The sequence below is a fragment of the uncultured Eudoraea sp. genome (assembly GCF_947490415.1).
GTDB lineage: Bacteria > Bacteroidota > Bacteroidia > Flavobacteriales > Flavobacteriaceae > Eudoraea.
Genome location: NZ_CANLGX010000005.1, coordinates 37,246 through 62,128, shown reverse-complemented (window position 1 = coordinate 62,128; position 24,883 = coordinate 37,246). Strand labels below are relative to the sequence as shown.

General features: G+C 38.5%; 19 protein-coding genes. 3 read left to right on the top strand and 16 right to left on the bottom strand.

Going from position 1 to position 24,883, the window contains the following annotated elements:
- Window positions 1-70: 70 nt before the first annotated feature.
- From Q0874_RS13940 to cphA, 6 genes are all read right to left on the bottom strand, one after another.
- Complete coding sequence (locus tag Q0874_RS13940; RefSeq protein WP_299164066.1) at window positions 71-1,888, bottom strand: hypothetical protein; 1,818 nt, start codon at window positions 1,886-1,888, stop codon at window positions 71-73.
- 275 nt (window positions 1,889-2,163) lie between these two features.
- Window positions 2,164-2,511, bottom strand: coding sequence for a hypothetical protein (locus Q0874_RS13935; protein ID WP_299164065.1), 348 nt, complete (start codon window positions 2,509-2,511; stop codon window positions 2,164-2,166).
- A 58-nt stretch (window positions 2,512-2,569) separates the two neighbouring features.
- Window positions 2,570-3,328, bottom strand: a complete 759-nt coding sequence (locus tag Q0874_RS13930) for a flavodoxin family protein (protein WP_299164063.1) — start codon at window positions 3,326-3,328, stop codon at window positions 2,570-2,572.
- Between the two features lie 10 nt (window positions 3,329-3,338).
- Window positions 3,339-3,626, bottom strand: coding sequence for a hypothetical protein (locus tag Q0874_RS13925; RefSeq protein ID WP_299164061.1), 288 nt, complete (start codon window positions 3,624-3,626; stop codon window positions 3,339-3,341).
- A 381-nt stretch (window positions 3,627-4,007) separates the two neighbouring features.
- On the bottom strand, window positions 4,008-5,351 hold the full coding sequence (locus Q0874_RS13920) for a sugar porter family MFS transporter (RefSeq protein ID WP_299164059.1): 1,344 nt from the start codon (window positions 5,349-5,351) through the stop codon (window positions 4,008-4,010).
- Window positions 5,352-5,448: 97 nt separating this feature from the next.
- Window positions 5,449-8,076: a cyanophycin synthetase gene (cphA, locus tag Q0874_RS13915; RefSeq protein ID WP_299164058.1), complete on the bottom strand. Its 2,628-nt coding sequence runs from the start codon at window positions 8,074-8,076 to the stop codon at window positions 5,449-5,451.
- A gap of 166 nt (window positions 8,077-8,242) precedes the next feature.
- Between cphA and Q0874_RS13910 the strand changes: the two genes are divergently transcribed.
- The gene (locus tag Q0874_RS13910; RefSeq protein ID WP_299164057.1) at window positions 8,243-9,106 is read left to right on the top strand and encodes a cyanophycinase; all 864 of its coding nucleotides are present in this window, start codon (window positions 8,243-8,245) and stop codon (window positions 9,104-9,106) included.
- On the opposite strand, the gene Q0874_RS13905 is transcribed toward Q0874_RS13910, so the two are convergent.
- Window positions 9,103-10,035, bottom strand: a complete 933-nt coding sequence (locus Q0874_RS13905; RefSeq protein ID WP_299164056.1) for an isoaspartyl peptidase/L-asparaginase family protein — start codon at window positions 10,033-10,035, stop codon at window positions 9,103-9,105. The genes Q0874_RS13910 and Q0874_RS13905 overlap by 4 nt on opposite strands.
- Window positions 10,036-10,050: 15 nt before the next feature.
- Window positions 10,051-11,034, bottom strand: a complete 984-nt coding sequence (locus Q0874_RS13900; RefSeq protein ID WP_299164055.1) for a YpdA family putative bacillithiol disulfide reductase — start codon at window positions 11,032-11,034, stop codon at window positions 10,051-10,053.
- A 254-nt stretch (window positions 11,035-11,288) separates the two neighbouring features.
- On the opposite strand from Q0874_RS13900, the gene Q0874_RS13895 reads away from it, so the two are divergent.
- Complete coding sequence (locus Q0874_RS13895; RefSeq protein ID WP_299164054.1) at window positions 11,289-11,714, top strand: HPP family protein; 426 nt, start codon at window positions 11,289-11,291, stop codon at window positions 11,712-11,714.
- Here Q0874_RS13895 and rpe read toward each other — a convergent pair.
- The 5 genes from rpe to rpsO all read right to left on the bottom strand — a co-directional run bounded on the left by rpe (window position 11,711) and on the right by rpsO (window position 19,170).
- Window positions 11,711-12,373, bottom strand: coding sequence for a ribulose-phosphate 3-epimerase (rpe, locus tag Q0874_RS13890; protein ID WP_299164053.1), 663 nt, complete (start codon window positions 12,371-12,373; stop codon window positions 11,711-11,713). The two genes, Q0874_RS13895 and rpe, sit on opposite strands and share 4 nt — an antisense overlap.
- Window positions 12,374-12,455: 82 nt before the next feature.
- The gene (locus Q0874_RS13885) at window positions 12,456-15,113 is read right to left on the bottom strand and encodes a c-type cytochrome (RefSeq protein WP_299164052.1); all 2,658 of its coding nucleotides are present in this window, start codon (window positions 15,111-15,113) and stop codon (window positions 12,456-12,458) included.
- A 359-nt stretch (window positions 15,114-15,472) separates the two neighbouring features.
- On the bottom strand, window positions 15,473-16,336 hold the full coding sequence (locus Q0874_RS13880) for a sigma-70 family RNA polymerase sigma factor (protein ID WP_299164051.1): 864 nt from the start codon (window positions 16,334-16,336) through the stop codon (window positions 15,473-15,475).
- Between the two features lie 166 nt (window positions 16,337-16,502).
- On the bottom strand, window positions 16,503-18,716 hold the full coding sequence (locus tag Q0874_RS13875) for a polyribonucleotide nucleotidyltransferase (RefSeq protein ID WP_299164050.1): 2,214 nt from the start codon (window positions 18,714-18,716) through the stop codon (window positions 16,503-16,505).
- Window positions 18,717-18,900: 184 nt separating this feature from the next.
- On the bottom strand, window positions 18,901-19,170 hold the full coding sequence (rpsO, locus tag Q0874_RS13870; protein ID WP_299164049.1) for a 30S ribosomal protein S15: 270 nt from the start codon (window positions 19,168-19,170) through the stop codon (window positions 18,901-18,903).
- A 166-nt stretch (window positions 19,171-19,336) separates the two neighbouring features.
- On the opposite strand from rpsO, the gene Q0874_RS13865 reads away from it, so the two are divergent.
- Window positions 19,337-20,206, top strand: coding sequence for a hypothetical protein (locus Q0874_RS13865; RefSeq protein ID WP_299164048.1), 870 nt, complete (start codon window positions 19,337-19,339; stop codon window positions 20,204-20,206).
- Between the two features lie 54 nt (window positions 20,207-20,260).
- On the opposite strand, the gene accD is transcribed toward Q0874_RS13865, so the two are convergent.
- Genes accD through Q0874_RS13850 form a run of 3 tightly spaced genes read right to left on the bottom strand, consistent with a single transcriptional unit; the run spans window position 20,261 to window position 24,863 of the window.
- Window positions 20,261-21,121: an acetyl-CoA carboxylase, carboxyltransferase subunit beta gene (accD, locus tag Q0874_RS13860; protein ID WP_299164047.1), complete on the bottom strand. Its 861-nt coding sequence runs from the start codon at window positions 21,119-21,121 to the stop codon at window positions 20,261-20,263.
- Window positions 21,122-21,149: 28 nt separating this feature from the next.
- Window positions 21,150-22,217 carry a class II fructose-bisphosphate aldolase gene (gene fbaA, locus Q0874_RS13855; protein WP_299164046.1) on the bottom strand — a complete coding sequence of 356 codons (1,068 nt, stop codon included), beginning with the start codon at window positions 22,215-22,217 and terminating at the stop codon, window positions 21,150-21,152.
- Between the two features lie 60 nt (window positions 22,218-22,277).
- A complete protein-coding gene (locus tag Q0874_RS13850; protein WP_299164045.1) occupies window positions 22,278-24,863 on the bottom strand; it encodes a BamA/TamA family outer membrane protein in 2,586 nt (861 codons plus the stop codon).
- Window positions 24,864-24,883 lie beyond the last annotated feature (20 nt).

The following is a 24,883-nucleotide window of genomic DNA, read 5'->3' as shown; positions in this document are numbered from 1 at the left end:
ATTATAGCAGGCCATAAGAAAATAATGAGCCTTGATATTTTAGATTATGTTGTCAAATATAAATGACCAGCTATTGGATTGCCAGGTTATTTTCCAGACTTTCGATTTCTTGAACTAAGCTTTTCAAAGTCTTTCTTCCCTCGTCCAGTAGTTCCAATATTTGTTGTTTGGACCCTGAAAATTCGTCTTTTAGGTTGTTGAACAAGGTCTGATAATAATCTATTCCATCGCTTAAATTACTGGCGAAGTTCAACAAATACTTCCTTTGTTTATCGGTTGGCGAAAACCGGGTTTCGCCAATTCTTGTTGCCAGATAGTCCAAATAAATATGGAGTTCTTTTATAAACATATGTGGACGGTCTTCTCTTGTGATCACATTGGTTCTTCCATAAATATGGTCTATCATTTCACTCAGTTCCATGGTTTTGGAAAAATAAGCCATATTAGGACCCGGGCATACCGAAACCCCTTCGCCTTCAGTTTTTGTATCCAGTCCATAAGTGAGCAGAGCAGATGTTCCAAGGCCAACACAGGTACAGGATTTTTCGGTAATCTTATTGTAGTAGTATGTATAGGCCTCGTTAGAAAGTTCTTGCTTCTCCAACTCCATTATTTTAAGATGTTGGTATTGTCTTGAAGCCGTACAGATACCAGTATCCAAAAAGTCTTTGTTCATAGCCACAAATTTTTTCGGGCAAGGGCTTCCTGGTCTTCCCTTTTCAATCAATTCGGATTTTTCCAAATCTTTGGTATTTCCTTTTAAGCTATGGAAGGGAATGCCCAGAGGGGAAGTGTTACTGAGATACAAATCATCTTCTTTGGCCTCGACTAATTTTGAGATGGTCGACTTGTCGACGGTTGTTGCTTCCGGCACCAGAAGAAATGGTGTTCCCCAGCCCACAGAGTCTACCTTGTAATGATTCAAAATAAAGTTGTGTTCCTCTTTAGTGCCTACGCCACCCTGTGCCGTTATTTTTAATGGTAAGTTCATTGTTGGAACAATCCGATTTTTTTGGGTTAAAGCACCCACCAAAATCTCATGAACCGATTGCCTCAATTCTTCTTTCTCTTCTTTAAACTGATTTAGGATAGGACCCATAAGGAAACCATCGGTGGCAAAGGCATGTCCGCCGCAATTAAGACCGGATTCAATTCGATATTCTGATACCCACAATCCTTTTTTTGCCAGGAATTTACCTTGGATCAAAGCCGATCTATAATCGCTTACTTTTAATACTATTTTCTTTTTAATGATTCCGTTTTCATCTGGATAAAAATCTTCGAACTGTTCCAAATAACTATATAATCTAGGGTTCATTCCAGCGGAGAGGATCAGGGAAGAATGTAGAACACTGTTGGCGTAACCTCTCAGTGCAGCATGGGCATCATTGAATTCTGCAGGCAATTTCACCTTTTTACTATAATTTTCCTTATCAACCTTGGTCATAATGTTCACATCAATACTGCCCATTGAGAGGTTTTCCGCTACCCAGGTTTTGATTTCCTGTAAAACAAAAGAATCCTTCGTTAAATTCTGGAATTCCTGTTTTAAAATGGACGAATCAGGCAGCATTGAAAAATATTTCTTGACTTCAGATGCGGATTCAGCCGTAACATCTTTGAGGGCTTCGAATTTCTTTACGCTTTCATCATAGATAAGGTTAAGATAGGAAGTGATTCTTTTTGCTCTAAAATCATCCATTTTTTCAGTAATCTCAGAATAGGGACGCCCGAATTTATCACAATACATCTTTCTCAATTTTTCGATAAGGATATCATCCACTAAAGAAATAACGGAGTCTATGCCATATTGGGATACCTTTAAAGGGGTGTCTATGGTAAAGCCTATTCCCATTACGGGAATATGAAATGAATGGACATTTGTCATGCTAAGATTTAATTTATGACAAACGTGAATCAAAATTGAACATAATTTGCCATTACAAAATTCGAAATTAAAAGGGTCTTAAAACATGATATTTGTCAGTTGGATCTTTTAAAGGTAGAATAGGTTTCCGAACTACCTATGATAATTATTAAACTAAAAAGGCTTATCCAAATTGGCCTATTTTTCGAACTTAGTAACAAAATAGCTAGAGTTTACAGCCGGTAATCTGCAAGGGATATTAATAGGTTTATTGGGTATTGGATGCTATATGCTGTTTAATTTTTATATTGGATGAATACCTCAGACAAAAAGGCGACACCCTTGTTTTTGTCAATTTCTGTGGCTGATAAGATTGCTCCCTTAAATCCATTTACACTCCAGGATCCCAGAGATAATGGTTTAAAATCTGAGGTATCTATTACCTTATCTCCTTTGTATCCAATAATGTAGAAATAATTATCCCTGCATATATTATCTGGGACCGCAAGACCTAATCCAATTGCCTCACCTGACATATCATTGTATATAGCACAAGCCCCGGTGTCAAAGTGGTGGGGCCATATCCGAATTTCAGAGTTTAAGTTTTGGGCCTCTATAAAAGTTTCCAGAACTGATTGGGCCAAAATTCTTAGATTCAACAATTCGTTAAGCCTATTGGCGTCTAAAAGTTTAAAAACAAAATTATCTTTTATGTTCCGGGCTGTCAAACCCTGCCTTGCATCCGGCAGCCCACTCATCGGGTTGGTTGCCGTGTGCAGGAATGCCACCGTTATCTTTCAGCATTCGGGCAAGATGCAAACAATTCCAAACAAGGAAAGTAGTATTTCTATTGGTAAAGTCGTTCTCTGGGCCTCCTGAACCTTCGTCTCTGTAAGAAGGTCCTGGTCCGGCTTCACCCATCCAACCCGCATCCGCTTGTGGAGGTACTGTATAACCTATGTGTGAAAGAGAAAATAGAATATTCATGGCGCAATGTTTTACCCCATCCTCGTTTCCTGTAATCAAGGTAGCACCAACTTTACCATAATCCCTGTATTGTCCTTTTTCATTAAACAAATGGGTATATCCATACATCCGTTCCAATACCCGGTTACATACCGAGGATTTCTCTCCCAACCAGACAGAAGTGCACAGTATAAGAATATCACAGGCATCCACTTCTTTTTGAAGCATAGGCCAGTCGTCCTTTTCCCATTCCGGGGTTTTAGACATATCCAGTCCTAAACCGGCTGGGATAACATAATCTACAGGCCGGATTACTTTAGTCGCCGCCCCATTTGCTTCAAAAATACGCTGAGCGACACCTATGAGCCCTTCAGTATGCGAAAGGACGGGTGTTCTGTTTAGCGTGCAGTTAAGGAATAAAACTTTTAGATCATTGTATTTGGCAGGAGGATTGGAACAGTGCTGTTCCGTCATTTTTGAAAGTTGTTTTGACATTATAGATTGTTTAGAATTTAGATTTTGATTCTTTATATTTTATTTTACAAGTAGGGCATTCTGTGCCATGCACAGCACTTTTTAGTTTTATTCCATCTAAATGGGTTACTACAAAGTCCTGTATAAAAGCATACTTACTTTCTTTATTATTTACATCTATTTGTGCGTCCTTAAATTTTTCACGAATGACGTTGCCGTACTCCTGATCTCCCCAACAATTGGGACATACCCCATTGGGGATCTCATCAAATTCATCTGTTTTTTTCTTTTTGAATAGATTACTAAAAAAATTTCTCATGGCTGTATTGTTTTTGAAATGGAAATATATTCTGTACCATACTCTAATAGTCCATTATTTCCAAGATTACTTACAGTTTTGCAACAATTTGTTTTGGTGAATAAGTCCGTATGGCAATGTGATTGTATGACAATAAATATGTATGCACTAGGTCACAGAGCCTTCTCAACAATCATTTTAAATTTATGTCAAAAAACTCAAATACTTTTTTTTAGGAGACTTAAATTCTTCCCTAATTTCCTTCATGTCTGATTCAATATAGCCTATTATATTATTCTCCTAGGCCATAGCGTATTCTTTGTTAATCCCGGACTGAAAGTGCATGGTAAATAAAACTGTTTTCATTTTCTATACCTTACAATTAATCTTATTTGAAATTACTTATTGTATACTCTTAGGTTTAACCTTCCTGGTTCTTGTAAGCGACTTGCTTAATTCTTCAAGTGACACTCCTTTGGTCTCAGGCATAATAAAGGCCACAAAAAGAAGCTGTAAAAACATCATAAATGCGAAAAATGTAAATACAATTCCGGGTCCTATAGTGGCAAAGAGAATAGGAATTAATGAAGGCACAACAGCTGCTAGAATCCAATGCACAGAACTTCCAAAGCTTTGGCCGTATCCCCTTAAATGATTAGGGAATATTTCTGAAATAAACACCCAAATGACAGTACCTTGTCCTATTGCATGAGCTGCTATAAAGAGGAATAAAAAGATTGCGACAGAAATTCCTTCCCAGTTTAAATAAAATGCACAGGCAACCAGAGATAGCGCTATAATATATCCAACAGAGCCAATATACATTAATTGTTTTCGCCCCATTCGGTCAATCAGGTATATTCCCAAGAGGGTAAATAGCATATTGGTTATCCCTATGCCAATACTACTCAAAAGTGCTGTACTGGCGCCCAGGCCAGCTTCTTCCAATATCCGGGGAGCATAATAAAGAAACGCATTGATCCCTGAGAGTTGATTAAAAAAGGCGATGCAAAAAGCCAGGATCAATGGAAATCTATATTTCATTAAGAAAATGTTTTCCCCTGGAATCGTACCTTCACTTTCCTTTTTTATCTCTTGCATCATGTGTTCTGCATCCAAGCCCGGATTTATAACTGCCAATACTTCTTTGGCCTCATCAACACGAAGTTTAGACAACAACCACCTGGGGCTTTTGGGAATTGTCAATGCGAATACGGTATAAATAGCTGCCGGGATGGCTTCAACGCCTACCATCCAACGCCAGGCATTTTCCCCAATTCCATTTAAAAGGTAGTTTGAAAAAAACGCAATCAGGATACCAAAGACAATATTAAACTGATATAAACCTACAAGTTTGCCTCGATCCTTAGCAGGAGCAATTTCTGAAATGTAGGCGGGTGCTGCGATAGTTGAAGCCCCTACGCCCAATCCACCAATAAATCTAAAAATGGCAAACGTTATGGGATCATTTGACAAAGCAGAGCCCAATGCCGAGATGGTATAAAATATACCTATCCATATAAGGGTTTTCTTTCTGCCGAGTTTATTCGTGGGGATACCGCCTAATAATGCACCAACAACAGTGCCCCAAAGGGCCATTCCTATTACTACTACTCCATGAAACACATCGGATGAATCCCATAATGCCTGAAGAGTTTTGTCAGCACCGGAAATAACAACGGTATCAAAGCCGAATAGAAATCCGGCTAAAGCAGCCGTAATTGACCAAATCCATATTTTTTTCATTTGATTAATACTTGAGAAAATCACAGGTTTCGCCCTGTGTTTTTAGTTATGATAGGCCATCTAATGAATAGGTGTTTAAAAACAGATCACGAATACCTTAAGTTAATTCGCCCTTCGCCTCCTGATCTTTTAAATGCTTTACAAGGTCCAATGCATCCGGAACCACATCACTACAAAGCACTATAAGGGATCCTTTTTCTGCATGAGCCACCGCATGGGTAATCGCATCTTTTTCTGAAGGAATAATGGTTGTTTTTTTGTTTGGATCCTGCTTTTTAATTCCGGCATCCAACATATTAATCAGATCAGTCTCTGATTTACCTCTCAAATTTTTATCCTGTCTGATAATAATCTCATCAAACATTTCTGCGGCTATACTTCCCATCTCATTATTATCTTCTTCCCTGCGGTCCCCTATACCAGCTATGATCCCTACTTTTACTGTAGCTTCTAGGTTATTTGTAAACTTTTGCAAAGCACGCATGCCTGCAGGATTGTGAGCATAGTCCAATAAAATGTCAAAGTTTTTAAACTTAAACAGATTTAAACGCCCTGGAGTACTCGAAGCCGATGGTATAAAGGTCTCTAAGGCCGCTTTCGTATCTTCAATACTAATACCCTGAACGTTGGCTGCGATAATAGCCGGTAGTATATTTTGAATCATAAAAAGAGCCTTCCCACCATAGGTCAATGGAATATTTTCTGCTTTCATTAACCGCATTTTCCACTCACCCCTGCAAAGGGTTACGTAGCCATTCTCATAAATGGCAGTTATTCCGCCTATTCTTTGTAAGGCCTGTATCCTGGGATTGTTTTCATCCATGGAGAACAGCGCAAGATTGCAATTTATGTTTCTGCGCATTTCGTAAACCAAATCGTCATCCGCATTTAGGATGGCATAACCATCGGGTAGCACGGTTTCCGGGATCACCGCCTTAACCCTGGCAAGTTGTTCTATAGTATGGATGCCTTTTAAACCCAAATGATCTGCCGAAACGTTGGTAACTATGGCAACATCACATTTTTTAAAACCCAGGCCGGCTCTTAATAAACCACCTCGTGCACATTCCAGTACAGCAAAATTGACGGTAGGATCCTTTAAAACAAACTCTGCACTTGCAGGGCCCGTACAATCACCTTTCATCAACATCCTATTTTGAATATAAACCCCATCACTTGTGGTATAGCCTACCCTTTGTCCATTCATTTTAGCTATATGGGCTATGAGCCTGCTGGTCGTCGTTTTACCATTAGTTCCGGTAATAGCCACAATGGGAATCCTTCCTGTATCACCTTTTTGAGGAAATAATTTATCTACTACAGGAGCAGCAACGTTTCTTGGTAACCCGCTGGTGGGAGCGAGGTGCATCCTGAAACCAGGCCCTGCATTTACTTCCAAAACTGCACCTCCTGTGTCTGAAAGAGGCTGGCTAATATCACTGGTCATTACGTCGATCCCACAGATATCAAGGTCTATAATCTTTGAAATCCTTTCCGCCATTGATACGTTGGCAGGATGAACGATATCGGTAACATCTTCGGCAGTACCTCCGGTACTTAAATTAGCGGTATCCTTTAAAATTAATCGCTCTCCCTCCTTTAATACTGAGTCTACAGTATAGCCGGCATCGGCGATAATCGTTTTTGTCAGATCGTTTATGGTTATTGCGGTAAGTACTTTCTCATGACCATATCCCCTTCGCGGATCTTTATTCACTTCCTCAACCAATTCCTCTATGGTAGATTTTCCATCACCTACAACATGAGCCGGGGTACGTTTTGCTGCGGCAACGAAATTGTTGTTAATAACTAAAAGACGGTAATCCTCGCCTGTAATATATTTCTCCACTATGACCCTTCTCGATACTTCTTTGGCAACCTTAAAGGCCTCAAGCGCATCCTTATAAGAATTGATATCTACCGTAATTCCTCTGCCGTGATTTCCATCGATTGGTTTAATAACAAGTGGGTATCCCACATAACGGCAAGCATCTTCCAAGCCACTTTCCCTGCTGATGATATCTCCTCTGGGGACTTCAACCTCGGCCTGTTCCAAAAGATATTTAGTGTCTTCCTTATCACATGCCAATTCAACTCCAATACTGCTGGTCTCACTGGTTACGGTGGCCTGTATCCTTTTCTGATTGGCTCCATAACCAAGTTGTACCAGGGAATACTTGTTTAACCGTATCCATGGTATTCCACGGCTTTGGGCTTCCAGAACAATAGACCCAGTACTAGGACCAAGTCGTTCAGATTCCCGAAGTTCGCGCATACGTTGTATGTCTTCTTCAAGATCATAAGGATCACCAGCAATTAATGCTTCACAAATACGAACAGCAGCTTTAGCAGCATATCTTCCTACCGACTCTTCAATGTAAGAGAAAACAACATTGTATACTCCTTTTTCCCCATATCCGCGTGTTCTTCCGAATCCGGTATCCATATCCGCCAGCGTTTGTATTTCCAGGGCAATATGCTCAATTACATGGCCCATCCATGTTCCTTCATCTACGCGCATAAAAAAACCTCCTTCACATCCTTCTGAACATCTGTGAGCGTACATACTTGGAAACATCTCTCGAATACGGTCGGCGAAACCTTCTATTTTGTTGGTTGGCAATTCTTCCATTTCTTCCAAATCCAAGACCATAACAATAAGTCTGTGGCGGCGTATAGACCAGTAATTTGGTCCCCTCATGGCATTTATTTCTCTTATTTTCATGACCTTAGATTTTATGGTTCTTAACCGTGGATTTATGAATCGGCAACTGCCTTAGAACACTATTTCTACCTGTTAATGTGAGTTTGATAAGTTCTTTGTAATTTCATAAATATATGACATTTTTTGTAACAATAGCTGTATTTTTGCAAGCTAGACAGCATAAATTATGGTGGTAAAAGGAACTTTAATTCCCATTGGAGGAAATGAGGATAAAGGGACAGAAACAGGCGAGTCGTTTCACCTGGAATTTATTCAGGAAAGTATCCTCTCCAGAGTGGTAAGTGAGAGTGGGGGTAATGAGGCACAAATTGTTGTTATTCCAACTGCCTCAAGTATTCCAAAAGAGGTAAGTGATAGTTACCTCAAGGCCTTTGACAAATTAGGATGTCGTAAGGTACATATTATGGATATTCGAGATAGGAAAGAGTCTGAAAATCCAAAAAACCTGGAATGGATTGTAAATGCACAATGCGTGATGTTCTCCGGAGGAAACCAATCTAAAATCACTGCAAAAATAGGCAACACTAGGTTACATGAAGTGCTTATAGAACGTTATAGAAAAGACTCGTTGGTGATAGCCGGAACCAGCGCAGGTGCAATGTGCATGTCCAGCGAAATGATTGCAGGTGGCAGCAGTACGGAATCATTTATAAAAGGAGCTGTAAAAATGGATACCGGAATGGGATTCATTTCTAATTTAATCATAGACTCCCATTTTATTCGTAGAGGCCGTTTTGGACGACTTGCGGAAGCCGTGGCTAAACATCCGGACATGATGGGTATTGGTCTAGCGGAAGATACTGGCCTGGTTATTAAAAACAGCAGCACTTTTGAGATCATAGGTTCTGGGATGGTTATTATGTTTGACCCAAGAAAACTAAAACACAATAACGAAAAGATCCTTGAGAAAGGTACACCTATGTCTCTGATAAATCTTAAAACACATGTACTGGCAAATGGGGACCGCTTTAACATGAAAAAAGGTAAAGTAAAGGTATTACCCCTTGACGCTCCTTTTCCAACTTCTTAATTCCTATAAATACTTATTTGATCTGCGCTGTCTGAGGATTTGCAGGCCCTATACATGCCTTCTGTGTTAAAAGGCATTGCAATATTGCCAAGGGCATCTACTGCAATTAAACCGCCATCTCCTCCTAACTTCAGCAAACGTTTTTGGATAAGCACCTCTGCGGCATCCTGAAGTGATAGGTTTTTGTATTCCATCAAGCAGGACAAATCATATGCAACAACCCCTCTGATAAAATATTCACCACTACCCGTACAGGAAACAGCACATGTTTTATTATTGGCATAATTTCCTGCTCCAATCATCGGACTATCACCAACTCTTCCAAATTGTTTGTTGGTCATGCCTCCGGTGGAAGTTGCAGCAGCCAGATTCCCGAAATTATCACAAGCTACAGCGCCAACAGTTCCAAATTTTGCATCCTTTTTCACTGAATGGTCCAGCTTAAAATCTTTGGTACCTTTAATTTCCTGCCATTGCTGGAAGCGAAGTTCATCATAGAAATATTTCTCGTCTTCAAGATGGTATTTCAGTTTCTCTGCAAATTGCATAGCACCTTTAGAAGCAAGGAAAACATGATCGCTTTTTTCCATAACATCCCGAGCCAGGCTAATAGGATTTTTTATACCACTTACCAAAGAAACGGCTCCTGCATTAAGGGTTTTTCCATCCATAATGGAAGCATCCATTTCATGTTTCCCTTCAGAAGTGAATACACTTCCCTTTCCGGCATTAAACAAATGTGAATCTTCAAGTTCTTTAACAGATGCCTCAACTGCTTCTACCGCAGATCTACCGGATTCTAAAAGCAGATACCCCTTGTGTAAGGCACTTTTTAAAACGGCTTTATATAAGCTTTCTTTTTCAGGAGTCATCATTCCCTTGACGAGGGTTCCGGCACCTCCATGGACAGCTAGGGCAATTTTTTTCATGCGCTTGAATAACTCTTAATTACCGATTTCCGATTCTTTTTTTTGCAAAATATTTTTAATAATAATCTTTGCGTGTACACGGGAATTTTCAATAAACCATTTATGAGTTTCCATGCCTCCGCAAATAACCCCTGCAAGGTAAATTCCTGTTATATTGGTTTCCATGGTTTCCGGATTGTAATTTGGAATTTTTTTCTCATCCTTTGATAATTCAATTCCTACAGCCTCCAGAAATTCAAAATTTGGAGTATAACCGGTTAAGGCAAGGACAAAATCATTTTCTAAAATAATTATCCCCTCCGGAGTTTTCAATTCAATTTCTTTTTCCCGTATCTTTTTCACTGAGGCGTTATAGTAGGCTTTAATACTTCCCTCCTCAATTCTGTTCATAATATCAGGGCGAACCCAGTATTTAACTCGCTTGCCTACTTCGGGCCCCCTTATAATAAGAGAGACTTCAGCACCTTTTCGCCAACACTCAAGGGCGGCGTCTATAGCTGAATTACTTGCTCCTATCACGGCCAGTTTTTGACCTGAATAGTAATGAGGGTCCTTGTAATAATGAGACACCTTAGGGAGTTCTTCCCCGGGAACCTCCAGGAGGTTAGGAAGATCATAAAATCCTGTAGCAATTGTAATATTACTGGCTGTATATGTATTTTTATTTGTTATGACTTTAAAATCTTTTATCCCTTTTTCTATGGTCTCAACTTTTTCGAAGAGGTGAATATTCAACTTATTGGAAGTAACAATTCTTCTGTAATATTCCAAAGATTCATTGCGTTTTGGCTTAGCCTCGTTACTTATAAAAGGAATGTCATCTATTTCCAGTCGTTCTGAAGAGGAGAAAAATTGCATGTTTACAGGATAGTTAAATAAGGAATTAACTATAGGACCCTTCTCTACAATCAGGTAGCTCAAACCGTTTTTTTGAGCCTCCAGTCCGCATGCTATTCCTATTGGTCCACCACCAACAATCAAAAGATCAAATCTATCCATATGTTTCCTTAAAGCAGAGGTAAAAATTAGTGAGAATTCAGGTAGGGGCAAAGCTATGTAATTTATTCTTAAACTTATCAAAGAAAGCATGCAAAGCCAATATGGCTAATAAATTATAGGGTATTATTTTAAAGAATCAGAATCTCAGAATTAACCAAAGCAAATAAATTTAAACCACCACTAACATGACTTTTATCATTCTTTTTGTTTTTGATAAAACTGATCTTTATTAAATAATATTTAAATTGAAAGTCATGAATGTCCAGATTCAACTCCCCGTTTCCAATATAATGACCACAAACCTTATAACACTTGATGTAAAAGAAAGTTTAGATAAGGCGGAACATTTATTTAAAAAATATAAAATACGGCATATACCGGTCATTGAAAATGAAAAGATTATTGGGATGATAAGTCTGAACGATATACTCCGAATAAGTTTTGCCGATGGCGCATACAGGGAAGAGGAAAATATTTCTTCATCTATTTATGAAATGTTTACAATAAGGCAATTAATGATAGGAAATCTGGAGACTGTTTCTCCCGATACAACAATTAAAGAAGTTGCAGAATTACTTGTGAAAAGGGAATTTCATTCCTTACCGGTCGTGGAAAAAGGTAAGCTAAAAGGCATGGTAACTACTACAGATTTGATTAAATACCTGCTAAAACAGTGCTAAGCATTGGCAATATTGGCAATATGTGAAATCGTGGCCATTGGATCCTGTGAGTTGAAAACAAAACTTCCCGCAACCAAAACATCTGCGCCAGCCTCTACCAGGGCTTTCGAATTGTCTGCATTTACTCCGCCATCAATTTCTATAAGCGTTTTGGCTTTTTTTTCATTAATTAACGCTTTTAATGCCCTGACTTTTCCATAGGTATTTTCAATAAACTTCTGACCTCCATATCCCGGATTAACGCTCATAACGCAAACCAGGTCTATCTCTGCTATGCTGTCTTCCAGAAGCTTTATATTGGTGTGCGGATTAAGAGCTACTCCTGCTTTCATACCTTCCGCTTTAATGGCTTGTATGGTTCTATTTAAATGTGGACAGGCCTCATAATGCACTGTCAGTATATTGGCTCCCAGGGAGGCAAAAGATTTGATATATCTATCCGGATCAATAATCATAAGATGAACATCGAGCGGCTTGGTTGCATTCCCGGCAATGCTTTTTATTACAGGCATTCCAAAGGAGATATTTGGAACAAAAACCCCGTCCATAACATCAATATGGTGCCAGTCTGCCTGACTTGAATTGACCATTTCAACGTCTCTTTGTAAATTCCCGAAATCGGCCGCAAGTAGTGAAGGTGCTATACGTATGTTGTTCATTGTTTAATGGCTGAAAATATTTGGATACAAAAATAAGTATTCATTATGGTTTTATGCTGAGCCATTATATATAACTTCTATTTTATTCCAGATTCTTATTATTATAAAGTTCATGTGATTCATCACCTCCGCTTAGCAGATAGGCAAAAAGATCCGTAATTTCCTTTTCGTTTAACCTGTTAAGTAAGCCGGAAGGCATTGGTGAAATTGGAGACAACTCCTGTTTTATTACGGAGGATTTGGCCAGTTGAACTGTATATGATGTATTTAAAGGATTTGGCATAATTTTAATAGAATCTTTGGTTTCTGAAAGAATTCTGCCGGCTATTTTTTTGTCATTGTCCAGATGAAAAAGGGTAAAGGCATATTGATCGGAAATGTCATCATTAGGGCTGTATATGGAATACAACAAATCATACCTTCCAAATTTTGTCCTTATCTGGGTTAAGTCTGGTCCGGTAGCCCCTCCTTCACCTCGCATACGATGACACAGGACGCATAGGGCTGCCTGATAAGCCCTTTCGCCATCAGCCAAACTTCCATTGTAATCACTCATTTTATCACCCCAAAGAAACTGGTTGATGGTACTACCGGAATAATTTGCCCCTGGACCAATTGGTTGGGGGAGATTTTCCACAACAGTGTTTGGAGAATAGACGCCGGAAAGTTCTTCAAAATATGCTTTTTCTTCTTTAGGGACATTTGACATGGCCTGAAGCCTTACATTTTCCATGTAAGCTTTAAAACTCATTCCACCTTTAGCACTCAAAACATCATAAAACCAAAGGAAATACTTCTCCCGAAGTTCTTTGTTCCAACCTTCGGTGGCATGGCTTAACAGCATCCCGTAATAGATGGCTTCACTAGGGGGCATTTTTGCAATTACTTCCCTAATTAATGGCCCGTATTGTTCACTTCTTAATGTAGTTTCCTCAGAAAGCATCTGACTGGAGATATTAGTCTTTTCAGCAGTATGTTTTTCTAATAAATCACTAAGAATTTTTACCGTGCCATCTGCATTTAAATAGAGCATAATTTGCGCAAGTTCTCTGTTTATGGCATTGTTTGAACCAGGAAAATAGGGTTTTAACTTATTGATAACCGCTTGTCGAGATTGACTATCCGGTTGCCCCATGCGGATAAAAACAAGGGCATAATTTCTCAAAAGATCTATTTGCCGCTGTTCATCTAGCCCTTCCCAATTGATTTGATTTAATTTTTTCAGAATCTTTCCTTGATCTTTTTTATCTCCCTGTCTTGCCAAGGCAATCCCGGCCTCAATCGTTTTTACTGGTGATTCTTCAGAATAGAACATTGCCTGCCAACTATCCGTAGGAAGATTTTCCAGGGCAATTCGAGATGCATATCTTATAAATCTGTCTTCGTGGTCAAGATTGTCCCATGCTTTGGATATGGCTTCTTCAGGATTAATAGCCGAATAATTTTCTAATTGGTGCCTAAGCTGCCTTAATTCTTTGCCACCGTCATTCGGTTTAATTTCTGATGCCGTAAGTTCTCCGTCATAACTCAATCGATATAAGTGAGAATCCAGGCCTCTCCCCCCGGTTGCGAAATAGAGATTGCCATCAGAACCTGCAATCATATCAGTTAATGGCAAGGGTGTGCCAGATAGAAATTCTTCTCTTGTTGCGGAGTAACTACTTCCCTTAGGTATTAGGTTTGCGTAATAGATGGTTCCAAAACTCCAATCCATAATAAAAAGTCCGTTGTAGTACTTTGAAGGGAATTTTAACTTGGCTCCAGACAATATGGCTGTTGGGGAGCCTTGTTCCAGGTTATGAACAGCCGGCAGATTATCCGGATAATATTCCGGCCATTTGCCAGATCCTGTCCGCCATCCATACTCACTTCCGGGAGTAACATGACATATTCTGGTTGGCCTGTACCAAGGCATTCCGATGTCCCATTCCATATCGGCATCATAAGTAAATAATTCACCGTCCTGGTTAAATGCCAAGTCAAAAGGATTTCTATAGCCGGCAGAAATTAGTTCCCAGTTTTCCCCGCTGGAATCAAATTCAGCTACCCATCCTCCGGGTGCTTTTATTTCATTGGCATGCCCTCGGGCGTCCAGATAGGGTGTAAACAGATTATCTTCGCCCCAGTTTATAGGTAGGCGACTATTTTTTTTGAGGCTTTCAGGGATGAGTACATGGTTCCCGGCTATAAAATAGATAGATTTTCCATCTGGGCTTAACACAAAACTGTGTGGCCCGTGCTCACCGGCCCCTTCTAATTTCAAGAGCATTCTTACATCATTAAGGCTGCCATCTCCGTTTGAATCTGTTATTCTATAAACACCGCTCCCTCTTTGGTTTTCATCTGCAATAGTATCATCCCAATTTTTATTGACAGCCACATACAGACTATTAAACGCCCACAACAAGCCATGTGCTTCGCCAATATCAAGATTTAGGCTGTCTACATTTGCTGTTTGGACCACCTCGCCTTTTTCCGGCATTTTAAAATAATAGATCTTACCGCGTTGATCACATGCATAGACCATTTTATCAGCGCCCTCGGCCAGAGCTACCCAAGAACCTTGTTTGTTAGCGCTGATGTGGTATAATTCTTCGAGTACAAAATTTTCCGGGATATCAAATTTTATTTCAGAAGTGTCATTTGTTTCTTCAGACGATTTACTCTGTTGGCAAGAAATCATAAAAACATAAAAGGCAACACAAATAAATTTAATGGAAATTATAGGTAGACCTTTCATAATAATTATTTTAAATGAGTGCTTCAGTTACGGATAGGGTTCCATAAATATACATAAATGAGTTGGCACAAATAGCTGAATAGGGAATCAAAAGTGAAAGTAGCCTAAAGAAATATTAGACTAAAGATAAGTTTGAACAGCCGAAACAGGCATTAGCCGGGCAAAAGAAATATTTTTTAAATAAAGGGCAATTATGGATAGAAATTAGGTAAAATGAAAAACTCCGGTAATCAGCCGGAGTTTATTCATCAATCAAAAAACGAACAGTCATGATAAACTGTTGTTACTATCACAAATTACAATTTTTATACCAAAATTCCAATTTATGGAATATTTAACATGTAATTCATGTCTCGAAATTATCCGAGATAAGTTTTTAAAATTTTGCTTCTGGAAGTATGTTTTAACCTTCTTATTGCCTTTTCTTTAATCTGACGTACTCTCTCCCTGGTAAGGTCAAAAGTTTCACCAATTTCCTCAAGGGTCATTGAATGTTGTCCGGCCAAACCAAAATACAATCTGATAACATCTGCCTCTCTGGGTGTAAGGGTTTCTAAAGCCCTTTCAATTTCCGTACGTAGAGATTCATGTAATAATTCTTTATCTGGATTGGGCGATTCTCCACTTCGAAGAACATCGTAAAGATTTGAATCCTCCCCGTCAATTAAAGGGGCGTCCATCGATACGTGACGACCAGAATTTTTCAAGGACTGTTTTACATCTTCAACAGTCATATCTAATTCCTTGGCGATTTCCTCTGCTGATGGGATTCGCTCATGAGCTTGCTCAAGAAATGCAAATGTTTTATTTATCTTATTTATTGAACCAATTTTATTTAGCGGTAATCTAACAATACGCGATTGTTCTGCCAAAGCCTGTAATATAGACTGACGAATCCACCATACCGCATAGGAGATAAATTTAAAACCCCTTGTTTCGTCAAAACGCTGAGCAGCCTTAATAAGGCCAAGATTTCCTTCATTAATTAAATCCGGAAGTGTAAGTCCCTGGTTCTGATACTGCTTCGCAACGGATACCACAAAACGAAGATTGGCTTTTGTAAGTTTTTCCAAAGCCAGCTGATCACCTGCTTTTATACGCTGTGCTAATTCTACTTCCTCCTCTGCAGTAATTAGATCTACCTTACCTATTTCCTGTAAGTATTTATCTAAGGATGCAGTTTCCCTATTCGTAACCTGTTTTGTAATCTTTAGCTGTCTCATCTAGGTTTTCCTTTATATATTAAGTTCAAAGTGCATGGGCTGCATATACTTATACGTAAAAAACCGGCAAATGTTACAATAAGGTTATAGAAATTTAACTTTTCGGTTAAATTATATTAAAAAACCCCTGTTTTAAAGGGGTTTTAATATATCTAAGGGTTAAAAATTAGTCTCTTCTGGGTTTACGATCCCGATTTCTATCGTTTCTTCCTCTATCGCGATCCCGATTTTCTCTTGGGGGTCTTTCCTTATAACCTTCCGGTTTTGGGAATAAAGCTTTACGGGATACTTTTTCCTTTCTCGTTCTTGGGTCTGTACCAAAATATTTAACATCAAAAACATCACCCATGTTTACAACATCAGTAACATTTTCAGTACGCTCCCATGCGAGTTCAGAAACATGAAGTAAAACTTCATTTCCCGGAGCTTCAACGTATTCGACTACAGCCCCAAAATCTAAAATCTTTATCACTTTAACCTCGTAAACACTGCCTACTACCGGTTTAAAAGTAATGGAGTCTATTTTAGCCAGTACGGCATCAATTCCTGCCTGATCTGTTCCTAAGATCTCCACTAGCCCTTCTTCTGTAACAGGATCTTCATTTATTACTATGGTAGTTCCTGTTGTTTTCTGAAGTTCCTGGATCACTTTTCCACCTGGTCCAATTAATGCACCTATATAATCTCCCGGAATCGTAGTTGTTACCATTTTTGGTGCATGAGCTTTTACACCTTCATTAGGTTGGGCGATTGTTTCGGTCAATTTCTCAAGAATATGAAGCCTTCCTTCTCTTGCCTGCATTAATGCCTTAACCAGGATTTCGTAAGATAAACCTTTAACTTTAATGTCCATCTGGCAGGCGGTAATCCCATCAGCTGTACCGGTAACTTTGAAGTCCATGTCTCCTAAATGGTCTTCATCACCCAGAATATCTGACAATACAGCATATTTTCCGGTTTCGGTATCTGTAATCAAGCCCATTGCAATTCCTGACACCGGTTTTTTAAGCTGCACCCCGGCATCCATTAGCGCCATTGTACCGGAGCAAACAGTTGCCATTGAGGAAGAACCATTACTTTCCAATACTTCCGAAACAATCCGGACTGTATAAGGGCAATCTTCAGGTATCATTCCTTTTAACGCTCTTTGTGCTAAATTTCCATGGCCAATCTCTCTACGTGAAGTTCCCCTAATGGGTCTTGCCTCACCTGTAGAAAAGGGCGGGAAGTTGTAATGAAGATAAAATGTCTCTTCGCCTTCAAATGACGGCATATCTATTTGATTGGCTTCTCTTGATGTTCCCAGAGTAACTGTCGCCAGTGCCTGTGTTTCTCCTCTTGTAAAAATTGCCGAACCATGTGTTGAGGGCAAATAATCAACTTCGCACCAGATAGGCCGTATTTCATCTGTCTTTCTTCCGTCGAGTCTTAATCCTTCATTTAAGGTGAGGTCTCTTACAGCAGCTTTTTCGGCTTTGTAGTAATACTTGCTGATTAAATCCCCAATTTCTTCTAGTTCTTCTTCGGAATGGAGTGCTTTAATTTCGTCTTTTATTTCTGCAAATGATGCACTTCGTTCATGTTTGGAAGAACCAGCCTTGGCTACTTTATATACTTTATCATATGCAAGGTCATGAATCTTTTTCATTAACGCTTCGTCCTCATCTTCGGTTTCGTATTCGCGCACTTCTTTTTGTCCAAAGGCCTTGGCTAATCTAATCTGTGCAGCGCACTGAACTTTTGCAGCTTCATGACCAAATTTGATTGCTTCAACCATTTCTTCTTCAGAAATTTCACCCATTTCACCTTCAACCATCATAACGGAATCCTCGGATGCCCCAATGACCATGTCAATATCAGATTCAAGTAATTGTGCCCTAGTAGGGTTAATGACAAATTCGCCATTCACTCTTCCGACACGAACTTCTGAAATTGCACATTCAAATGGAAAGTCTGAAAGTTGAATTGCAGCAGATGCTGCCAGACCTGCCATCGCATCAGGCATGACATTGTCATCATGAGACATTAGCTGTATCATCACCTGGGTTTCGGAATGGTAATCTTTTGGGAACAATGGTCTCAAAACGCGATCTACCAGTCGCATTGTCAATACTTCCCCGTCACTTGGTCTGGCCTCTCTTTTAAAAAAGCCTCCCGGATAACGTCCTGAAGCCGCAAATTTTTCCCTGTAATCTACTGTTAAAGGAAGAAAATCTACATCACTTTGTCTATAATTGGAAACTACGGTGCATAGTAACATGCAGTTTCCCGATTGTACAACAACAGCACCATGGGCCTGTTTTGCAAGTTTTCCGGTTTCGATAGAAATCTCTCTACCATCACCAAGGTCAATGACCTCTTTAAATGTTTTTGGAATCATAAATTTTAATTAGAACCTGAATCTTTGTCAGGCTGTTAAACAATGGTCAACCGTCGTACATAGACGGTCTGAGTTGTGTTGTTGTGTTGTCGACCAATGAAAAACTATGTGTAAGCTTTTTGTGTTTGCCTCAAATTTCGAGGCTTTTGTTAAAAAAAAGGGGAAGCAATGCCTCCCCCTTATATTATTTTCTAATATTCAATTCTTTAATAAGGGCACGATATTTTTCTATGTCCTTTTTCTTCAAATAATCCAGCAAACTTCTTCTTTTACCAACAAGTCTTACCAGAGATCTCTCCGTATTATAATCCTTTTGGTTGTTTTTTAAATGTCCTGTTAAATGATTAATCCGATGCGTGAATAACGCAACCTGACCTTCAGTGGAACCTGTGTTACCTTCCGAACCACCGTGTTTTTTAAAGATTTCTGCCTTAACTTCTTTTGTTAAATACATTCCAATATTATTTTAAATGATTTTTATGTATCTGATTGATTTTCAATCGAGCGCAAAGATAGTAATAAATTTATATAAAGCAGAGGTCATTTATCTTTTTTGATCTTCAATTAAACCATTATGAATACCTGGGGTCATAGGAGAGTAATATTAAAAAAATGATAATATGAAAAATTGTTTTAAAAAATTGAATTTTGAAGGATTATTGATTTTGACAATTGTGTTGATTGTTTCCTGTAACAATGAAGAATCTCCGGAAATTATTGAAACCGGCAAAACAGAAACTTTTGAGGTGGCACAACTTCAGGCCAGTGACGAATCTGAATTAATTTCTGAGGAAATTATAAACATTGGAGAGGATGTTTATACTACCGATGAAATCCAGGCTACCTCCAAGGGTTCTTACATTTCAGATTATTTACTAGAATGTGTTACAATTACTACTGTGGTGACTAGTACCAGTAAAGAAAAAACTATTGATTTTGGTGAGGGATGTGAATTACCCAACGGGAATTTTTTAAGTGGTATCATTAAACTGAGTTATCTGAAGGACATGGAGATGGCTATGAAAACGCTTAGTTTTTCACTTGAGAACTTTACATTTAATGGGGTGTCTGTTGAGGGAAATGCTACTGTTCAGCGAATGCGTTCCAATGAAAATGGAAATCCACAGTCAGATGCGGTTGCCAATTTTACGGGAGAATGGCCAGATGGTGGTACTGCCAGTTTCACTGGAAACAGGACCAGAGAATGGATTGAAGGTTTTGGAAGTGGATTCTGGGGCGATAATGTTTTTCTTATTTCAGGTAAAGGTACTTACACAGGGAAATTTGATAATGTATTCGTTAAAGAAACCATTAGCCCGCTGAGAAGAGAACTATCTTGCAGATTCCTGGTAAGCGGAATACTTGAAATTTCACGCAATGATACAACGGTGAGCCTTGATTTTGGAGATGGTAGTTGTGATTCCAAAGGGATTCTTACTTACCCTAATGGAGAAACTGAGGAAATATTTTTAAGAAGGTTTAAGAACTAAAGAGCCTGCAAATGATTAATTATTAGCCCTGACTTACTAAATTCAGGGCTTTTTTTATTCTCTTACAGCATTATTCTGAATAAGATCTATATAAAGGTTAATTTTCTTTTTTAGATCCCTTCTATGAGAAATAAAGTCTAAAAAGCCATTTTCCAAAACAAATTCTGCTGTTTGAAAACCCTTTGGGAGATCTTTTCCTGTAGCTTCTTTAACAACTCTGGGCCCTGCAAAACCAATCAGCGCACCAGGTTCAGAAATATTAATATCACCTAGCATAGCATAGGAAGCAGTCGTGCCGCCGGTAGTAGGATCTGTGCATAAAGAAATATATGGAATTTTAGCTTCAGCTAACTGGGCTAATTTTGCAGATGTTTTGGCAAGCTGCATTAATGACAAAGCCGCTTCCATCATTCTGGCCCCGCCAGATTTAGATATCATCACAAAAGGAATTCCCTTTTTAATGGAATGATCAATTCCACGTGCAATTTTTTCACCTACCACACTTCCCATAGATCCGCCAATAAAACTAAAATCCATACAGCAAACAACCAAATCCTTACCCAAGGATTTGCCTACAGCTGTTCTTACGGCATCTTTTAAACCCGTCTTTTTTTGGGCCGCCTTCAGTCTATCTGAATATTTCTTTGTGTCCTCAAATTTCAGGGAATCTTTGGAAGTTAATTTGGCATCTAATTCCTGAAATTTGTTGTTATCAAATAGAATCTCGAAATATTCTTTGCTCCCAATTCTAACATGATAATCATCTTCAGGACTAACATAAAAATTTTTAGCTAATTCGTCAGATTCAACAATCTTCCCCGTTGGGGATTTATACCATAAGCCTTTGGGTGTATCTTTTTTCTGCTCAGTTGCAGTTTGAATACCCTTTTCTGTTCTTTTGAACCAAGCAGTCATTGGAATATAATTTAAGTCTGAAAGTTACTTACAAGGTATTAATATTGTTTAGATCTTCAAAAGCTTTTTTCAATCTCTCAATAAAAGTCTTTTCTCCTTCCCGAAGCCAAACTCTTGGGTCGTAGTATTTTTTGTTAGGTTGGTCTGCACCATCCGGATTCCCTATCTGCGCTTGTAAATAAGCAGATTTGCCCTGGATGTAATCCCGAATACCTTCCATGAAAGCATACTGTAAATCCGTGTCAATATTCATCTTTATCACCCCATATCCGATCGCTTCACGTATTTCCTCAACGGTTGAGCCAGAGCCACCATGGAATACAAAATCTATATGATTATGTTCAACACCGTATTTTTTAGTTATATACTCCTGGGAATTCCTGAGAATTTTAGGGGTTAATTTTACATTGCCTGGTTTGTAAACGCCATGAACGTTTCCAAATGCCGCAGCTATCGTGAACCTGTGGCTTATTTTAGACAATTCTTCATATGCATAAGCCACCTCTTCAGGTTGGGTATATAATTTTGAATCATCAACATCTGAGTTATCTACACCATCTTCTTCACCTCCTGTAATTCCCAATTCTATTTCCAGAGTCATATCCATTTTGCTCATTCTTTCAAGATATCCTTTACAAATGGCAATATTTTCCTCAATAGGTTCTTCAGACAAATCTATCATATGAGAACTATAGAGTGATTTTCCTGTCTCTGCAAAATGTTTTTCACTTGCGTCAAGAAGTCCATCTATCCATGGTAATAATTTTTTTGCGCAATGATCTGTATGAAGAATAACGGTAGCTCCATAAGCCTCAGCTAACTGATGTATATGTTTTGCACCTGCAACAGCTCCCTGTATGGCGGCAAGTTGCCCTTCATTAGACAAACCTTTTCCCGCGTTAAACTGCGCTCCACCATTGGAAAATTGAATAATAACCGGAGAATTTAACGCCGCTGCAGTTTCCAGGACGCCATTAATCGTATCGGAGCCGATAACATTAACCGCGGGAAGAGCAAATCCTTTTTCCTTGGCATAATTAAAAATATGTTGAACTTGGTCACCTGTAGCAACTCCTGGTTTTATTGAATGCGACATAATTTTATGGTCTGTTAGTTTTTTATGAGATGTGGCAAATGTAGTAAAATAATTAAAGGACTAAAAAGGATAGTTTATGCCAATTTGCAATACCGCATTGGCAAAATTATAATCCCGAAACCATCTTTGGCCCGGTAATTCTGCCGGATTGTGGGTTTTAAAGCCCATATCCAGGCGGAACACGAAGTAGGTAAAGTCGTATCTAACACCCATTCCTGTGCCAAGGGCCAATTCTGATAAGGACTCAAAGCCTTGAAACACGGCGGCCGGATCTTGTACATTATCCCAAACATTCCAAATATTGCCGGCATCGGCAAAAATAGCACCTTTAAAATTTCCAACGATAGGAAAACGATATTCCAAATTAAGTGCTATTTTCATGTTAGCTTCATTAAAATCATTGATATTATCGGTAGATCCCGGCCCCAGGGAATAGGGGTACCAAGCTCTGTTATCATTAGATCCACCCCCAAAATAACTACGGACAAAGGGTACACTGTTAGAGTTTCCGTAGGGTATGGCTATGCCAAAAAAGCTTCTGAAGGCAAGCACGTTGGATCTGGATAGATCCCAATGTTTTATATAATCAAATTCCGTTTTTATATACTGTGAAAAGGGAACACCAAATACGGTGCGATCTCCATTTTCATTTTTATCAAATTCTATTAGGTTGGAAATTCCCGATAATAGACCTCCAGCGCTTTCAACTTTGAAACGGAAAGAATAAAAATCGTTATCATTTATATTAGTCCTGTTATTTTTATTAAAAGTATAGTTACTTGCAAAAATCAGATTGTTTTCGGTTAACCTAATTCTTCGCTCTTCAATGCTGGCCACATCTTCAAAATCCTCGGGAGTTGAAGGCACATCAACATTCAAAATGGCACTGGTGAAACCTGTAGTACCCTCAGGAATAATTAGTTCGGGGCCATCTGGTGGTTCGGGTATAATATAAAAATCTTGTAAAGTGGGATCATCCGCATAATCCACAGCAATATCATTCAATCGCTCAAAAGTGCTCCCATATACGTTATAAAAGCGATCGGGATTAAGATTATTGACAAATTGAATATTTAATAATTCTACGTTATTTTTATTAAATCTATCTGTAGCCCAGTTATATCCTAATATGGTATTAAAAGTCTGTTTATCAAGGCCAATATTTTTTTGAAAACTTGTACCTACTGAAACTCTGGACTGCGGAAGTTTATAGGACGGAATTATCTTCTTCCAGTTAAAAAATGGAAACCATATTCGCGGGAAAGTTATGTTAACATCGGCGCCAGTTTCTGAAAAGAAATTCTCTGTTGAAGTTTCATCACTTAACAAACCAAAAGTACCCCCAACCGACAAACTCAGAGTTTCCGCACCGCGGAAAATATTACGTGAGATAAGGGCAGTACTAAAACCGATGCCCAATGATTTAATATTAGAGTGAGTAATATCAAAGTCAAAAGCCCAAGAGAATTTTGGTCTTGTCGCTAAAAAAATGTCTGCTGTAAGTTTTGATTGAGTACTATCTTCTGTAAAAAGAATATTGGGATATTTAAATGTATTTAAATTGGTAATTCGTCTGTAAGTACGAATTTTATCAATGTCTCTGTAAAGACTATCCTTTTTCAGGAATATAGCATCTGCTAGTGCTTTAGGCTTATAACGGAGTTTATCTTTGTAATAAATAGTGTAATTGTCGTATTCAACGGATTTTAAATTGGATTTATCCTCAGAGAAACCATAATCCGGATAAATATTGATTTTGTCTAAGCGAAAGACTTTATATTCTGAAGTAGTTATAATACTATCCCCCCGTTTTCTAAGGTTGCCAATGTTAAGTTCTACGCTCATTTTCTGATCGTCGTTCACCCTCATAGTATCTCTTAGAATATTATAGGCTATGGAACTTTCCTGGAAATTATATACCCCTGTATTTCTAAAAAGTTCTGAAAGTCTTTTTCGCTCATTATTAAAATCTGCAAGATCAAACTGCTTGCTATTCTTAATTAAGGATTTATCCTCATTGCGAATGTAGATAGAATCAATGGCCGGTGAGGTGATGTTTCTGGTAATCGAATCTACTATAAAAGGTTTTCCAAGGGCTATCTTATAATTTATTTCAGCTCTCTGCTTTCTTTTGATACTATCTATTTCATAGGATGTTGTGTTATTAAAATATCCCTTGCTTCCATAATAGACGCTCAAACGTTGCAATGATTTCTTCGCTTTTAAGGTGTCTACAATGGAGGGAGGTTCACCAATCTTTTTGAGCCAATCACTATACCCCTTTACCAAAAAAGATTCACCTAATCTGTTAACTTGCTTCTGAGATAATATATTCACAAGTCTTTTCTCTCTGTTTTCTTTTCTATAAAGCCAGACCTGGAAAGATGAATCGGGATCTTTTTTAGCTAAATTGTACAGGTTAAGTCTTAAAGGATAGCCTAATAAAGTACTATTAGGTTCCTGCAAGACAAGACTCTGTATATCTTCACTTTTGATTTTTTCACTGTTTACGAAGATGTTAGTTTTAGTTAGTAAAAGTTCATCCTCCTCTACCCTTTTTAGTGTATTACAGGAAGTGAATGCAGCTATAAGCAAGAATAAACCTATTTTTGCAATATTCTTTTCGTAACTCCGAAGGGTCTTCATAGAAGCCAAAAATACATTAT